Origin of the sequence: Micromonospora sp. NPDC126480, assembly GCF_040302465.1 — a bacterium.
Taxonomy (GTDB): Bacteria; Actinomycetota; Actinomycetes; order Mycobacteriales; family Micromonosporaceae; genus Micromonospora.
On record NZ_JBEORU010000007.1, the window covers coordinates 115,262 to 131,017 of the forward strand.

Here is a 15,756-nt window from a genome sequence, read left to right on the forward strand (position 1 = left end):
GTCGCTCGTCCCACGGCTGGAGGGCCGGCCGTAGGGTGATCACCGAAGGGTCGCCGGCGCGGCGGCCAGGCAGGAGGAGACCGACGTGAAACTGCTCGTCACCGGCGGCGCCGGCTTCATCGGCAGCGTGGTGGCCCGACTGCTGCTGGACGCCGGCCACGAGGTGGTCGTGCTTGACGACCTGCGCACCGGCCACCGTGCCGCGCTCGCTCCCGACGCCACCCACGTCGAGGTCCCCCTGCACGACGTGGCGCAGGTGGTCACCCCGGCCGCGGGATTCGACGGGGTGCTGCACTTCGCCGCCCTCATCGCCGCCGGCGAGTCGATGGTCAAGCCGGAGCTGTACTGGGACAACAACCTCGTCGGTTCGCTCGCCCTCCTCGACGCCGTACGGGCCGCCGGGGTGCCCAGGCTTGTCTTCTCGTCCACCGCCGCCGTCTACGGCAACCCGGCCGAGCTGCCGATCCCGGAGACGGCGGTGACCGCCCCCACCAACACGTACGGCGCCACCAAGCTCGCCGTCGACATGGCGCTCACCTCCGAGGCCGTCGGCCACGGCCTGGCCGCGGTCTCACTGCGCTACTTCAACGTCGCCGGCGCCCACCTCGACGGCGCCGTGGCCCTCGGCGAACGACACGACCCCGAGACCCACCTCATCCCCATCGCGCTCGACGTCGCCGCCGGACGGCGGGAGAAGCTCCAGCTCTTCGGCGACGACTACCCCACCGTCGACGGCACCTGCGTCCGCGACTACATCCACGTCGCCGACCTGGCCCGTGCCCACCTGCTCGCGATCGACGCGGCGGTCGCCGGCCAGCACCGCATCTACAACCTGGGCAACGGCAACGGCTTCACCAACCGGCAGGTGATCGAGGTGGTCCGCGAGGTCACCGGCCACCCCGTCCCGGTCGAGATCGCGCCGCGCCGCGAGGGCGACCCCGCCGAACTGGTCGCCTCGTCCCGGCTGGCGAGCGAGGAGCTGGGGTGGACGCCGGAGAAGCCCACCCTGTACGACATGGTCCGCGACGCCTGGGCGTTCTACCGCGGCCACGTCCTGGAGCGCCGGTGAGCACGAGGAGTGAGCCGGTCCGGCGAGCCCCGCAGTCGCGCACGCAGACGGGCCCCGGGCCCGCGGCGTCCGACGTCGCGACCCGCGCCGTCGCCGGTTTCCGCTCCCGGTACGCCGGCAAGCCCGCGGGCTGCTGGGCCGCCCCCGGCCGGGTCAACCTGATCGGCGAGCACACCGACTACAACGACGGATACGTGCTGCCGTTCGCGCTGCCGCTGCGTACCGTCGTCGCCGCGGCGCCCCGTGGCGACGAGGGCTGGACCGTCTGGTCGGAGCTCGCCGACGACCCGGTGGAGTTCGGGCCGTCGGCCGTCGACGAGCCGGGAAAGGTGACCGGCTGGGCCGCGTACGTGGCCGGCGTGGTGTGGGCGCTGCGCGACGCCGGGCACACCGTGCCCGGCGCCCGGCTGGCGATCGCCTCCGACGTGCCGCTCGGCTCCGGGCTCTCCTCCTCGGCGGCGCTCGAGGCCGCCGTGCTCACCGCCCTGGCCGACCTGGGCGGCCTCGACCTGCCGGCGCAGAAGCAGCCCCGGCTCGCCCAGCGGGCCGAGAACGCCTACGTCGGCGCCCCGACCGGGATCATGGACCAGTCGGCCGCGATCCGCTGCCGGGCCGGCCACGCGCTCTTCCTCGACTGCCGGGACGAGTCGGTCGAGCACATCCCGTTCGACCTCGACGCGGCCGGGCTGGCCGTGCTGGTCGTCGACAGCCGGGCGTCGCACCGGCACGCCGACGGCGAGTACGCGTCCCGCCGGGCCGCCTGTGAGCGGGCCGCCGCGGCGCTCGGGGTGCCCGCCCTGCGGGACGTGCCGGTCGCCGGCCTCGACGCCGCACTCGGCCGGCTGCCCGACGACGAGACCCTCCGCCGGGTACGGCACGTCGTCACCGAGAACCAGCGGGTCCTCGACACCGTCGAGCTGCTGCGAACCGGCCAGGTCCGCGAGATCGGGCCGCTGCTCACCGCGTCACACGTGTCCATGCGGGACGACTTCGAGATCACCGTGCCGGAGATCGACACCGCCGTCGAGGCGGCGCTCGGTGCCGGGGCGCTCGGGGCCCGGATGACCGGCGGCGGGTTCGGCGGCTGTGTCCTCGCCCTGGTCGACGCCGACCGCGCGGACCGGGTCGCCGATACCGTCCGCGCCGCGTACGCCGCGTGCGGCTTCACCGCCCCCGGCACCGTCACCGTCCTACCCGCCCCCGGCGCCACCCGCCTGACGTGAAAGGAAGGGCCCCTTCTTAACGCCTGCGGTAGAGGAAGGGACCCTTCTTAACACCACGGCTACGCGGGGGTGCAGGCACGCGGCGTGGACCGCACCGTGTGCAGGCACGCGGCGTGGACCGCACCCGTGCGGGCGTGACCCGGCCCGCCCGTCAGCCCGCCTCGACGATCATGCCGGCGCCGACCGTCCGGTTCGTCGCCTCGTCGATGATGACGAAACCGCCGGTGGCGCGGTTGCGGCGGTACTCGTCGGCGAGCAACGGCACCGTCGTACGCAGGCGGACCCGGCCGATCTCGTTGAGCTTCAGCTCGCCGGCCGACTCGTCGCGGTGCAGCGAGTTGATGTCGAGCCGGTAGTGCAGGCCGCGCACGATGGTCCGCGCCGAGCGGGTGGTGTGTTTGATCGCGTACCTGCCGCCCACCTGGAGCGGGCGGGTCTCGTCCATCCAGCAGACCATCGCCTCGATGTCCTGGGCGACCGCGGGGGCGTTGTTCGGCCGGCAGATCATGTCACCGCGGGAGATGTCGATCTCGTCTGCCAGGCGGATGGTCACCGACATCGGCGGGAACGCCTCGGCGACCGGCCCGTCGGCGGTCTCCACCGCGGCGATCCGGCTGGTGAAGCCGCTGGGCAGCACCATCACCTCGTCACCCGGCTTGAGCACGCCGGAGGCGACCTGGCCGGCGTACCCCCGGTAGTCGGTGACGGTGGTGGACTGCGGGCGGATCACGTACTGCACCGGGAAGCGCACGTCGACCAGGTTGCGGTCGCTGGCGATGTGCACCCGCTCCAGGTGGTGCAGCAGCGACGGCCCGTCGTACCACGGCATGTTCTCCGACCGGGAGACGATGTTGTCGCCCTTGAGCGCGGAGATCGGCACCACCGTCAGGTCGGGCACCTCGAGCTTCGCCGCGAACGAGGCGAACTCGTCCGCGATCCGCTCGAACACCTCCTGCGACCAGTCGACCAGGTCCATCTTGTTGACACAGAGGACCAGGTGCGGCACTCGCAGCAGCGAGCAGAGGAACGCGTGCCGGCGGGACTGCTCCACCAGACCCTTGCGGGCGTCGACGAGGATCAACGCCAGGTCGGCGGTCGACGCGCCGGTGACCATGTTGCGCGTGTACTGGATGTGCCCGGGCGTGTCCGCGATGATGAACTTCCGCCGGGGGGTGGCGAAGTAGCGGTACGCGACGTCGATCGTGATGCCCTGCTCCCGCTCGGCCCGCAGGCCGTCGGTGAGCAGCGCCAGGTTGGTGTACTCGTCGCCCCGGGCCGCGCTCACCGCCTCGACGGCGGCGAGCTGGTCGGTGAAGAGCGACTTGGTGTCGTACAGCAGGCGACCGATGAGCGTCGACTTGCCGTCGTCCACGCTGCCGGCGGTCGCGAACCGCAGCAGGTCCATCGGGCGGGCCGCCACCTCCGACGGCACGGTCTCGGTGGTCATCAGAAGTAGCCCTCCCGCTTGCGGTCCTCCATCGCGGCCTCGCTGACCCGGTCGTCACCGCGGGTCGCGCCACGCTCGGTGATCCGGGTCGCCGCGACCTCCTCGATGACCTTCTCCACCGTGTCGGCTTCCGAGCGGACCGCCGCCGTGCAGGATGCGTCACCGACCGTCCGGTACCGCACCTGCGCCTTGAACCGCTCCTCCCCCGCCCGCGGGCGGAAGAACTCGTTCACCGCGTACAGCATCCCGTCGCGCTCGATCACCTCGCGCTCGTGGGCGTAGTAGATCGACGGCAACTCGACCCGTTCCCGGGCGATGTAATGCCACACGTCCAGCTCGGTCCAGTTGGACAGGGGGAACACCCGGATCGACTCGCCGGGGTGGTGCCGCCCGTTGTAGAGCGCCCACAGCTCCGGGCGCTGGTTCTTCGGGTCCCACTGGCCGAACTCGTCGCGGAAGCTGAACACGCGCTCCTTGGCCCGGGCCTTCTCCTCGTCCCGGCGGGCCCCGCCGAAGAGCGCGTCGAACCGGTGCTTCTCGACCGCGTCCAGCAGCACCGGCGTCTGGATCCGGTTGCGCATCCCGTCCGCGGTCTCGCGCACCAGCCCGTTCGCCAGGGCCTCCGGCACGCTCGCCACGATCAACTGCAGCCCCAGCTCGGCGACCCGCCGGTCCCGGTACTCCAGGACCTCGGGAAAGTTGTGCCCGGTGTCCACGTGCATCACCGGGAAGGGGATGTTGGCCGGCGCGAACGCCTTCTGGGCCAGGCGCAGCATGACAATCGAGTCCTTGCCGCCGGAGAAGAGCAGCACCGGCCGCTCCATCTCGGCCACCACCTCGCGCATCACGAAGATGCTCTCGGCCTCCAACGCGTCGAGGTGGGACACCTGGTACGCGGCCGCAGTGGTCATGACGCCGACTCGGTTCGCACGCTCATTTCCAGACCTTTCCGGTCGGGTTTGCCAGGAAGTAGCGCTCAGGTTACCCGCAATGCCGCTGCAGCGCCGCAAGCAACCGACTGGCGAGATCCTCGCGGCAGACCAGCAGGTCCGGCAGGCGCGGGTCGGCCTCGTTGTATTTCAGCGCAGATCCGTCGATCCGGGAAGCATGCAACCCGGTGGCCGTCGCCACAGCCACCGGCGCCGCCGAGTCCCACTCGTACTGGCCGCCCGCGTGGATGTACGCGTCGACCTCGCCCGTGACGACCGCCGCGATCTTCGCCCCGGCCGAACCCATCGGCACCAGGTGAGCACCGACCTCCTCGGCCAGGTCGGTGAGGAACACCGGCGGCCGGCTGCGACTCGCCGCCAGCCGGATCGTCCGCTCGCCGCCCGCGGCCGCCGCCTCCAACGTCATCTGCGGGTACGCCGGCGGATAGTCCGTCCCCAGCACCCGCTGCTGCGCCGGCAGCCCCACCGCCCCCGCCACCAGGCCGTGCGGCGTCGGCGCGTTCCGCGCCCAGAGCGCCACATGCACCGCCCAGTCCGAGCGGCCCTCCTCGGCGAACTCACGGGTCCCGTCCAGCGGGTCGATGATCCACACCCGGTCGGCGGTCAACCGGGACACCGCCTCCGTGTTCACCTCCGCCGCCCAGGCCAGCCGCGAGCCCTCGTCCTCCTCGGACAGGACCGCGTCACCGGGACGCCACTTCGCCAGCTCCGTGCGGATCAGGTCGTGGGAGACCTTGTCCCCCGCGGACTTCAACGCACCTGCGTCGGCAAAGCCCATCTCGGCCCGCAGGCCGAGCAACGCCTGGCCGGCCCGACCGGCCAGCCAGCGGGCGAACGCCCCGTCGATCGTCGGAGGACTGCCCATCACCGTGCTCCCGTCGCCGCGTGCCGCCCCAAAGGGGGCAGACTACCGTCTGCCGTCAGGCGCCGTGATAGAGGTTCTGCGTCGGCTCCACACCACGCACGACGACCGACTCCACCACGTCCGCCGCCCGGTCCACCAGGAAATCCAGCTCCTTGCGCTCGACCGAGCCGAAATCCGACAGTACGAAGTCCGCCGGGTCCTGCCGTCCCGGGGGCCGGCCGACGCCGAACCGCACCCGGACGTACTCCTTCGTGCCCAGCGACTTCGTCATCGACCGCAGGCCGTTGTGCCCGCCCTCGCCGCCACCGCACTTCACCCGCACCTGGCCGTACGGGATGTCCAGCTCGTCGTGGACGGCCACCACCTGACCCGGCGGCACCTTGTAGAACTGCGCCAGGCTCGCCACCGGCCCACCGGACAGGTTCATGTACGTCAACGGCTTCACCAGCACCAGCCGCGGCCCGCCGAACCCCAACCGCCCCTCGGCGACCTCCGCCACCGCCCGCTTGTGCCGGCCGAACCGCACCCCCGCCCGGCCCGCGAGCAGGTCGGCCACCATGAAGCCGACGTTGTGCCGGTTGCCCGCGTACTCCCGACCGGGGTTGCCCAGGCCGACCACCAGCCACGGCCCCGTCTCGTCCGTCACCGTCCGTCCCTTCCCGCTCTCTCCCGCGCACCGCACCACCGGCACGACACCGCTCCGATACGCCGACAGGCGCCCCCGAGGAACGGGGACGCCTGTCGCGTGCGCAGCGGACCGATCAGGCCTCGGTCTTCGCCTCGGCGTTCTCCTCGCCCTCGGCGGCCGGAGCCGCGCCGCCCTCGGCGCCCTCCGAGTCCTCGGTGACCTCGCCGACCTCGGCCTCGGCCTCCTCGGTGGCCTCCTCGACCTCGGGCAGGGTGGCCTCGAGCTGCTCGGCGGTCGGGGCGGCGGTCACCGCGGCGACCGGCAGCTCCGGGTCGGCGACCAGCTCGACGCCGGCCGGCAGCTGAACGTCACCGGCGGTCACCTGGGTGCCCGCCTCCAGGCCCTCGATGGACGCCTCCAGGTGGTCCGGCACCTTGGTGGCGTCGGCGGACACCGACAGGGTGTCGTGGTCGTGCACGATCAGCGTGTCCTTCGCGGCCTCGCCGACCAGCTGGACCGGGACCTCGACGGTGACCTTCTCGCCCCGGCGGACGAGCAGCAGGTCCACGTGCTCGAACGTGTCCTTGATCGGGTCACGCTGGATCGCCTTCGGCAGCGCCAGCACCTGCGTGCCGTCGCTCACGTCGATCGCGAAGAGCTGGTTCGCGCCACCCTTGCGGATCGCGGCCGCGAACTCGCGCGCCGGCAGCGCGATGTGCTTGGGCTTCTCGCCGTGGCCGTACAGCACGGCGGGCACCTTGCCGGCCCGGCGGGTACGACGGGCACCACCCTTGCCGAACTCGGTGCGGGGCTCGGCGCTGATCTTTACCTCGGACACGGGGAAACTCCTGATGTTTCGCTGCTGCGCTTGTCGTCTGGCGGTGCTGGGGCGAGGGGCTCGCTGGGGCTCATGCGTCATGAACGACTGCCCGGAGCACCGCGTCGATGACGGCGCCTCCGTGCGGTGCTATGTCAGCGACCCGCCGGGCACCCTCGCCGTGGCAACCGCACCAGTCTACCCGAGCGGATTCCGCGCTCTCCGGCAGTCCCCGGATCGCGTCCCGCCGCCCACCGGGGGCGTCGGGAGCCCCGCCGGCCGACTAGCTCAGCCCACCGAAGAGAGTGGTCACCGAACCGTCGTCGAACACCTCGCGGATCGCCCGCGCGAGCAGCGGCGCGATCGACAGGACGGTGAGCTTGTCGAGCTGCTTCTCCGGCGGCAGCGGCAGCGTGTTCGTCACCACGACCTCGCTGATCGGGCTGTTCTTCAGCCGCTCCGTGGCCGGGTCCGACAGCAGCGCGTGGGTGGAGGCGACGATGATCTCCGCCGCGCCCGACTCCTTGAGGATGTCCGCCGCCTTGGAGATCGTGCCACCCGTGTCGATCATGTCGTCGACGATCAGGCAGACCCGGCCCTCCACCTCGCCGACCACCCGGTTCGCCACCACCTGGTTCGGCTTGAGCGGATCCCGCGTCTTGTGGATGAACGCCAGCGGGCAGCCACCCAGCCGGTCCGTCCACCGCTCGGCGACCCGCACCCGGCCCGAGTCCGGCGCGACCACCGTCATCGGGCGGCCCGCGTACCGGCGCTCCACGTACTCCGCGAGCACGTCCATCGCGAACAGGTGGTCCACCGGGCCGTCGAAGAAGCCCTGGATCTGGGCGGTGTGCAGATCCACCGTGAGGATCCGGTTCGCCCCCGCGGTCTTCAACAGGTCCGCGATCAGCCGGGCCGAGATCGGCTCCCGGCCGCGGTGCTTCTTGTCCTGCCGGGAGTACGGGTAGAACGGCAGGACAACGGTGATCCGCTTGGCCGAGCCGCGCTTCAGCGCGTCGACCATGATCAGGGTCTCCATGACCCACGTGTTCACCCCGTGCGTCACGGACTGCACCACGAAGGCGTCCGAACCACGCACCGAGTCCTTGTACCGTACGAAGATCTCACCGTTGGCGAAGTCGTACGCGTCGGCCGGCGTCGGCGCGACGCCGAGCACCTCACCGATCTCCTTGGCCAACTCCGGAAAACCACGCCCGGAGAAGAGCATCAGGCTCTTGCGGTTTTCGGCGACGATGCTGCCCATGGGCCGTCTGCTCCCGTAGATCGGTGGTACCCGGCGGCGGTGGTGGGCCGGGGACTATTCGGTTGCAGTATCTCCCGCGCCGGACGCCCCGCCCACCGGCTCGGTATCCCCGTGGATTGCCTCACCTTCACTTGCCGTCGGCCCCCCGGACACCCCACCCTCGACGCCCTGCCGGGCCCGCTCGGCGGCCTCCGCCGCCGCCGTACCCGACCGGCGCTTGAGCACCCAGCCCTCGATGTTGCGCTGCCGCGCCCGGGCCACGCCCATCGCACCGGCCGGCACGTCCTCGATGATCACCGAACCCGCCGCGGTGTACGCGCCGTCGCCCACCACGACCGGCGCCACGAACATGTTGTCCGCCCCGGTCCGGGCGTGACTACCGATGACCGTCCGGTGCTTGCGCACACCGTCGTAGTTCACGAACACCGTCGCCGCGCCGATGTTGCTCTGCTCGCCGATCGAGGCGTCCCCGACGTACGTCAGGTGCGGCACCTTCGACCCCGCGCCGATCTCCGAGTTCTTGACCTCGACGAACGTGCCGACCTTCGCCTTCTCCGCCAGCCGCGCCGCCGGCCGCAGGTACGCGTACGGGCCGACACTGGCCCGCGGGCCGATCTCCGCGCCGACCGCGTGGCTGCGCACCACCGTGGCGCCCGGCCCCACCACGGTGTCCTCGAGCGTGACGTCCGGCCCGACCGCCGCGCCCGCGCCGACCACCGTGGCGCCCTTGAGCTGCGTGTTCTGGTCGACCACCGCGTCCCGATCGAGCGCGACGGTCACGTCGATCCAGGTGGTCTCCGGGTCGAGCAGGCTGACCCCGGTGCGCATCCAGGCCTCGTTCACCCGGTCCCGCAGCAGCCGCCGCAGCGCGGCCAGCTCCACCCGGTCGTTGCAGCCCAGCGTCTCCACATGATCCGCCGCGACGTGCACGGCCACCGGCTCGCCGGCCGACACCAGCAGCCCGAAGACGTCGGTCAGATACTCCTCGCCCTGCTCGTTGTCCGTCGACAGCTTGCCGAGCGCGTTTCGCAGCCGCACCCCGTCGAACGCGTAGATCCCGGCGTTGATCTCCCGGATCTCCCGCTGCGCGGGGGTCGCGTCGCGCTGCTCCACGATCTGCTGCAGCCGGCCCTCGGCGTCCCGCACGATCCGGCCGAGCCCGGTGGGGTCGGGCACCTGCGCGGCGAGCACGGTCGCCGCGGCGCCCGCCCGCTCGTGCGCCTCGACCAGCGCGCCCACCGTCTCCGGACGCAGCAGGGGCACATCCCCGTTGATCACCACGACCGTGCCACCGGCCTCCGGGACCGCGTCCAGCGCGATGCGCACCGCGTGCCCCGTGCCGAGCTGCTCCGCCTGCAGCACCGGGGTGGCCTGCGGGGCGATCTCGGCCAGGTGGGCGCGGACCTGGTCAGCCCCGTGGCCCACCACGACCACCGTGCGGTCCGCGGTGAGGGGCGCTGCGGCGCTCAGCACGTGACCGACGAGCGTTCGGCCGAGCAACGGATGCAGCACCTTCGGGAGCGCGGACTTCATCCGCTTGCCCTCACCGGCGGCGAGCACGACGACGGTGCGGAGGTGGGGCTGCTGGGACACGACGTGGCTCCCGTCGGTACGGCGACAGTCTCGCGGCCATGCTAACCAGACATCGACGTGGCATCGGCAGAAGCTCCCGGGAGAGGACTCGAACCCCTACAATCAGGACCAAAACCTGACGTCCTGCCATTAGACGACCCGGGACGGTCTAAAACGGGCAAAGCAATCAGCCTGCCGGACGCCTATACCTTAGCGTCTCCGGCCGAGATCCTCATCGGCCATTCCTTTCATGATCCCTTCTATCGCCCAGTACAGCTGTCGGGATCGCGGGACCTCGATGCTGAGACAGCCCCGATAGCTCTCGTCGGTGTTCCGGCGGACGGTGACCGGCCGGTGGCGCTTGAGCGACGTGGGCTGAAAGCGGTCGGGCGGGACGCCGGCGATCTTCGCCCACCACACCAGCGCGGCCCGCGCGTCGGCCGCCTCGTGGATCGCCAGCCGGTACCGCAACGCGTCACGCCCGACACCCATCTCCTCAACGAATCGCAGGAACAGCGTCACCAGCATCGGGTCGCTGTTCACGAACCGAACGCGACAGTCATTGGGACGCCACGGCTTCGCCTTCAGTCCCTCGGCCCAATACAACGCCGCCCCTACGAGCAACAGCTCCCGCCGCCCCAACCCTCCGGCCCAGGCTGCCGCATCCGTCACCGCCTCGGCGCGTGCCGCGTCACGGGCCGCCCTGTGCTCCGCCCACAACGCGTCCGTCATGACCTTCGAGTGGGCTCGCCGGCGAGCCCGGGCCTCTTCGGTGTCCCGGTCCAACGGCAGATGCCGGACCCACAGATAGGCGGTCGAGCGGGCCACCCCGACCCGCCGCGCGATCTCCGGCACCGGGCATCCGCCCCGCCGCAGCCGGATCGCCTCCTCGCGCAGGATCGCCGAATCCGCACGTCGCCCGGGTCGCCGCGAGGTCGTTGAATCGGTCATGGCCAGCAGGTTAGAACGCGCGTACGACAGATCCGGGCATTCATTCGCCGTTCTCTCCCGTGCGCGCCGCCGCACCTCAAGTTACGGTGACGTAGGCGTAACTTCGTGATCTCAGTCCCCTCTGCGAGGTGCCATGTCGTCGACCACTCTCGTCGAATCCGTACCCGGCCCGAAGCCCCTCACCCAGGGCACCCAGTCCCGCGGCATCCTCATCGCCCTCTGGGCCTTCGTGGTCGTACCGTTCCTGGCCCTGATCGCGGCCGTCCCGGTCGCCTGGGGCGGCTGGCTGAGTTGGACGGACGTGGGGATCGCCGCCTTCTGGTACGTGCTCTCCGGGCTCGGCATCACGGTCGGCTACCACCGCTACTTCACGCACGGCTCCTTCAAGGCGGCCCGCTGGCTGCGGATCGGGCTCGCCGCGGCCGGATCGCTCGCCGTGCAGGGCGAGATCATCCAGTGGGTGGCCGACCACCGGCGCCACCACGCCTTCTCCGATCTGGAGGGCGATCCCCACTCGCCGTGGCGGTTCGGCGCGACCGTCCGGGGGCTCGCCAAGGGGTTGTTCCACGCCCACCTGGGCTGGCTGTTCAACCGCGAACTGTCCAACCGGGAGCGGTTCGCCCCGGACCTCCTGGCCGACCGCGACATCAACCGGGCCGACCGGTTGTTCCCGCTGCTGGTGGCGGTGTCGGTGCTCGGGCCGGCGGTCCTGGGCGGGCTGCTCACCTGGTCGTGGCAGGGCGCGCTCACCGCGTTCTTCTGGGCCGGCCTGGTGCGCATCGCACTGCTGCACCACGTGACCTGGTCGATCAACTCGGTCTGTCACGTGTACGGCGAGCGGCCGTTCGCGATGCGCCAGGGCGACCGGGCCGCGAACTTCTGGCCGCTGGCGATCCTGTCCTTCGGCGAGAGCTGGCACAACCTGCACCACGCCGACCCGACCAGCGCGCGGCACGGCGTCCTGCGCGGCCAAGTGGACATCTCGGCCCGGGTGATCTGGCTGTTCGAGAAGCTCGGGGCGGCCCGGGACGTCCGGTGGCCGAAGCCCGAGCGGATCGCCGCGAAGCTGGTGAAGGCCGGCACCGAGCGGTAACCGGAGGGTGCCGGCCGACGTTACCTGGCAGTATGGCCCGGGTGAGCGGCTCGATCCCACGACAGGGCGTCACCGAGCGCCGACGAGGTGACGACATGACGGATGCGCCGGGTGGCGACAGCACCGCGGGTCGCCGCCGGGCGGTCCCGGCGTCCGGCAAACCCTCCCGGATACGCATGTCGGCGGCCCAGCGGCGCGAGCAGCTGATCTCGATCGCACGGCAGATCTTCGCCGAACGCGGGTTCGATGCCACGTCGATCGAGGAGGTGGCGTCCCGGGCGAAGGTCTCCAAGCCGGTGGTGTACGAGCACTTCGGCGGCAAGGAGGGCCTGTACGCGGTGGTGGTGGACCGGGAGGTCCGCAGCCTGCTGGACCGGATCACCACCGCGTTGACCGCCGGCCACCCGCGCGAGCTGCTGGAGCAGGCCGCGCTGACGCTGCTCACGTACATCGAGGAGGAGACCAGCGGGTTCCGGGTGCTGGTCCGGGAGTCGCCGTTGATGTCGGCGACGGGCAACTTCAGCAGCGTCATGAACGACGTCGCGCACCAGGTGGAGCACATCCTGGGTGCCGAGTTCTCCAGCCGGGGGTACGACCCGAAGCTCGCCGAGCTCTACTCGCAGGCTCTGGTGGGGATGGTCGCGCTGACCGGCCGGTGGTGGCTGGAGGTGCGCAAGCCACGCAAGGAGACGGTGGCGGCGCACCTGGTGAACCTGGCCTGGAACGGCCTGTCGCACCTGGAGGCGAAGCCGGGCCTGATCACCGTGCGGGGGCGGTGAGTCAGCGGTTGTTCGACTCGGCGACGGGGTGGTTGCGCCTCCGCCGCTCGTCCTCGGCGTGCTCCGCGGGGCCGACCTTGTCGTAGAGGCCGGTGCCGAGCAGGATCAGCCCGAAGAGCATCGACACGATGACCGTCGACATCGAGAAGTTGAGGAAGTTCGCCGGGGTCTGCAGCACCGACATCATGAGGATGCTGGTGACCAGGAAGACCACGCCGGCCGTCAGGTTCATGTAGTGGCCGAGGTTGCCACGCCGGGACGCGCCCACCAGCAGGAAGGCGCCGAAGACGACCGAGACGAGCGAGAACGCGAGGTTGGTGCGCAGCCCGAGCACCCAGCCGCCGTCGCGCTCGAAGAGCGGGTCGCCAAGCGTCAACGCGGTGCCCCAGACACCGAAGACCAGGATGTAGAGCCCGATCAGGCCGGAGAGGACCCGGTAGATCGGCCGCGCCGGGTGGTTCAGCGGGAAGTGCGCCATCACGCCTCCGACCGAGGACGACAGTCAGGGGACATTGTCGCCCGGACAGAAGCCGCACGTACCCCGAATCGCCCAGGAAGCGCGTACCGACGGCTCGCCGGGGCCCGACCGTGGCGGGGTCAAACCTGACCGCGGGTCGGGCTCCGGCGAGAACCAGGAGCGGAACGCCTCAGAGCACCAGCCGGGCCTTCTGCCAGGCCTCGTTCTCCTCTTCGGTGCCGACCTTGCCGTACATGCCGACCATGAGGAGGACCAGGCTGATCACCATCAGCACGATCACGGTCGCCACGCTGAAGTTGAAGATGTTGACCTCGGTGCGGATGAACGCGAGCCCGGCGAGGCTGAGCGCCATGATGACGTACGCCAACCACTGGTTGATCATGACGTCGACGTTGCGGCCGATCGCCGTGCCGGCCAGGACGGCACCACCGAGCAGCACGCTGAGCAGCGAGAACCCGAGGTTGGTGCCCTGGCCGAAGACGGTGGTGTCGTCCTGGGCGAGGACCTCGTTGCCGGCGCTCGTGATGAGGCCGACCACGCCGAAGGCGACCAGGTACAGACCGGTCAGCCCGCCGATCGCCCGGAAGATCGGCCGCGCGGGGTGGTTCACGGGGGTGTGGGCCATGTCTGAGTCTCCAACGACGCTGGGGTGCGGGTCGTCGGTGATTCTCCCGCATGCGCCGGTGTGACGCCGCACACGGCCCCGCCGGTCGCCGCGAAGCCGGAGGTCAGCCGGCCGGGAGCTGCTCGGCGAGCGCCAGCCACGCCTCCTCGACCTGCTCCCGTTCGGCCCGCACGTCCTTGAGCTGGGCGTCCAGGCCGGCGACCGTCGCGTAATCGGTGGCGTTGGCGGCCAGCCGGTCGAGCAGGTCCGCCTCCTTCTGTTCCAGCTTGCCGACCTGCCGTTCCAGCTTCGCCAGCTCCTTGCGGGCCTGGCGTACCTCGGCGGCGGACATGCCGGTCGGCGCGGGCCGGTCGGGTTCCGCCGCCGGGGCGGTTGCCGGCCCGGCGCCGTCGGCGGCCCGGGCCAGGTACTCGTCGACGCCGCCGGGCAGGTGGACCAGCCGGCCGTCACCGAACATCCCGTACGCGGAGTCGGTGACCCGCTCGATGAGGTACCGGTCGTGGCTGGCCACGACGATCGTGCCGGGCCAGGAGTCGAGCAGGTCCTCCAGGGCGGCGAGCGTGTCGGTGTCGAGGTCGTTTGTGGGCTCGTCGAACAGCAGCACGTTCGGTTCGGCGGCGAGCAGCCGCAGCATCTGCAGCCGGCGCCGCTCCCCGCCGGAGAGGTCGGCGACCGGGGTCCAGAGCCGCCGGTCGTCGAAACCGAAGACCTCGGCGAGCTGGGCGGCGGAGATCTCCCGGTCGCCGAGGCGGACCCGCCGGGCGACCTCCTCGACGGCTTCGAGGACACGCAGGTCACCGGGGAGTTCGGCGAGTTCCTGGGAGAGGAACGCGGGCCGCACCGTGGAGCCGGCCGCGAACCGGCCGCCGTCGGGGCGGGTGACGCCGGCCAGCATCCGCAGCAGGGTGGTCTTGCCGGCGCCGTTGCGGCCGAGGATCGCGATCCGGTCGCCGGGGCCGACCTGCCAGGTGAGGTCGTGCAGGATCTCCTTCGGACCGGCGTGCAGGCGGACGTGCTCCAGGTCGTACACCTGCTTGCCGAGCCGGGCGGTGGCCAGCCGTTGCAGCGACATGGTGTCGCGCGGCGGCGGCACGTCGGCGATGAGCGCGTTGGCCGCGTCGATGCGGAACTTGGGCTTGGAGGTGCGGGCCGGCGGGCCCCGGCGCAGCCAGGCGATCTCCTTACGGAGCAGGTTCTGCCGGCGGGCCTCGGTGGCGGCGGCGACCCGTTCGCGTTCGGCGCGGGCGAGGGTCCAGGCGGCGAAGCCGCCCTCGTACGCCCGGACGGTCTGGTCGGCGACCTCCCAGGTGGTGGTGCAGACGGCGTCGAGGAACCACCGGTCGTGGGTGACCACGACGAGGGCGCCCTTTCGGCCGAGGAGGTGGCGGGCGAGCCAGTCGACGCCGCCGACGTCGAGGTGGTTGGTGGGCTCGTCGAGGACGAGCAGGTCGGAGTCGCGGACGAGCAGCGCGGCGAGGGCCACCCGCCGGCGCTCACCGCCGGACATCGGGCCGACCGGGGCGTCGAGGCCGAGGTGGGGCATCCCGAGGCCGTCGAGGATGGCGCGGACGCCGGCGTCGCCGGCCCACTCGTGCTCGGCGCCCATGCTCTCGCCCAGCCAGGCGGTGCCGAGGACGACGTCGCGGACGGTCGCCTCCGGGGCGAGCTGGAGGGTCTGCGGCAGCCAGGCGACGCGCAGGTCGCGGCGGTGGGTGACGCGGCCGTCGTCCGGCTCCTCCTGCCGGGTGAGCAGGCGCAGCAGGGTGGACTTGCCGGCGCCGTTGAGGCCGACGACGCCGATGCGGTCGGCGTCGTCAAGGCCGAGCGAGACGTCGGTGAGCAGTGGCCCGGCGGCGCCGTAGCCCTTGGACACGCGGTCCAGGTTGACGATGTTGGCCACTTCACCTCCCATGGTCAGGGCGTCCCGGTGCCGGCTGGCACCTCAGGACGCCCACCCCAAGCGTACGCGGGCCACGCGTCCGCCAGTAACGCGCG

15 protein-coding genes and 1 tRNA gene are annotated in these 15,756 nt (G+C 71.6%); 4 read left to right on the forward strand and 12 right to left on the reverse strand.

Translation table 11 applies throughout. From position 1 onward, the window contains the following. Positions 1-85 precede the first annotated feature (85 nt). A complete protein-coding gene (gene galE / locus ABTW87_RS09150) occupies positions 86-1,069 on the forward strand; it encodes a UDP-glucose 4-epimerase GalE (RefSeq protein WP_350650076.1) in 984 nt (327 codons plus the stop codon). After that, the gene (gene galK / locus ABTW87_RS09155) at positions 1,066-2,292 is read left to right on the forward strand and encodes a galactokinase (protein ID WP_350650078.1); all 1,227 of its coding nucleotides are present in this window, start codon (positions 1,066-1,068) and stop codon (positions 2,290-2,292) included. Before galE ends, galK begins: the two co-directional genes overlap by 4 nt. 151 nt (positions 2,293-2,443) lie before the next feature. Here the strand turns inward: galK and ABTW87_RS09160 are convergent, their stop codons facing one another. From ABTW87_RS09160 to ABTW87_RS09200, 9 genes are all read right to left on the reverse strand, one after another. Then, the gene (locus tag ABTW87_RS09160; protein ID WP_350650080.1) at positions 2,444-3,739 is read right to left on the reverse strand and encodes a sulfate adenylyltransferase subunit 1; all 1,296 of its coding nucleotides are present in this window, start codon (positions 3,737-3,739) and stop codon (positions 2,444-2,446) included. Then, complete coding sequence (gene cysD / locus ABTW87_RS09165) at positions 3,739-4,650, reverse strand: sulfate adenylyltransferase subunit CysD (RefSeq protein WP_350650082.1); 912 nt, start codon at positions 4,648-4,650, stop codon at positions 3,739-3,741. Before cysD ends, ABTW87_RS09160 begins: the two co-directional genes overlap by 1 nt. 70 nt (positions 4,651-4,720) lie before the next feature. Next, entirely contained in the window at positions 4,721-5,554 is an 834-nt protein-coding gene (locus ABTW87_RS09170) for an inositol monophosphatase family protein (RefSeq protein WP_350650084.1), read from the reverse strand. 55 nt (positions 5,555-5,609) lie between these two features. After that, entirely contained in the window at positions 5,610-6,200 is a 591-nt protein-coding gene (gene pth / locus ABTW87_RS09175; RefSeq protein ID WP_350650086.1) for an aminoacyl-tRNA hydrolase, read from the reverse strand. A gap of 115 nt (positions 6,201-6,315) precedes the next feature. Beyond that, positions 6,316-7,020: a 50S ribosomal protein L25/general stress protein Ctc gene (locus tag ABTW87_RS09180; RefSeq protein ID WP_350650088.1), complete on the reverse strand. Its 705-nt coding sequence runs from the start codon at positions 7,018-7,020 to the stop codon at positions 6,316-6,318. 262 nt (positions 7,021-7,282) lie between these two features. Continuing rightward, on the reverse strand, positions 7,283-8,263 hold the full coding sequence (locus ABTW87_RS09185) for a ribose-phosphate diphosphokinase (protein ID WP_350650090.1): 981 nt from the start codon (positions 8,261-8,263) through the stop codon (positions 7,283-7,285). A gap of 54 nt (positions 8,264-8,317) precedes the next feature. Then, a complete protein-coding gene (gene glmU, locus ABTW87_RS09190; RefSeq protein WP_350650092.1) occupies positions 8,318-9,856 on the reverse strand; it encodes a bifunctional UDP-N-acetylglucosamine diphosphorylase/glucosamine-1-phosphate N-acetyltransferase GlmU in 1,539 nt (512 codons plus the stop codon). A 73-nt stretch (positions 9,857-9,929) separates the two neighbouring features. Next, positions 9,930-10,000: transfer RNA gene (locus tag ABTW87_RS09195), tRNA-Gln, on the reverse strand. Positions 10,001-10,045: 45 nt separating this feature from the next. Next, on the reverse strand, positions 10,046-10,690 hold the full coding sequence (locus ABTW87_RS09200) for a resolvase (RefSeq protein WP_350650094.1): 645 nt from the start codon (positions 10,688-10,690) through the stop codon (positions 10,046-10,048). 229 nt (positions 10,691-10,919) lie between these two features. Between ABTW87_RS09200 and ABTW87_RS09205 the strand changes: the two genes are divergently transcribed. Together ABTW87_RS09205 and ABTW87_RS09210 are read left to right on the forward strand one after the other, a co-directional pair. Further along, positions 10,920-11,879: an acyl-CoA desaturase gene (locus ABTW87_RS09205; RefSeq protein ID WP_350650096.1), complete on the forward strand. Its 960-nt coding sequence runs from the start codon at positions 10,920-10,922 to the stop codon at positions 11,877-11,879. Positions 11,880-11,974: 95 nt separating this feature from the next. Beyond that, a complete protein-coding gene (locus tag ABTW87_RS09210) occupies positions 11,975-12,658 on the forward strand; it encodes a TetR family transcriptional regulator (protein ID WP_350650098.1) in 684 nt (227 codons plus the stop codon). Between the two features lies 1 nt (position 12,659). Here the strand turns inward: ABTW87_RS09210 and ABTW87_RS09215 are convergent, their stop codons facing one another. From ABTW87_RS09215 to ABTW87_RS09225, 3 genes are all read right to left on the reverse strand, one after another. Then, positions 12,660-13,136: a DUF4383 domain-containing protein gene (locus ABTW87_RS09215; protein ID WP_350650100.1), complete on the reverse strand. Its 477-nt coding sequence runs from the start codon at positions 13,134-13,136 to the stop codon at positions 12,660-12,662. A 169-nt stretch (positions 13,137-13,305) separates the two neighbouring features. Further along, positions 13,306-13,761, reverse strand: coding sequence for a DUF4383 domain-containing protein (locus tag ABTW87_RS09220; protein ID WP_350650102.1), 456 nt, complete (start codon positions 13,759-13,761; stop codon positions 13,306-13,308). Between the two features lie 103 nt (positions 13,762-13,864). Further along, positions 13,865-15,661 carry an ABC-F family ATP-binding cassette domain-containing protein gene (locus ABTW87_RS09225; RefSeq protein WP_350650104.1) on the reverse strand — a complete coding sequence of 599 codons (1,797 nt, stop codon included), beginning with the start codon at positions 15,659-15,661 and terminating at the stop codon, positions 13,865-13,867. Positions 15,662-15,756 lie beyond the last annotated feature (95 nt).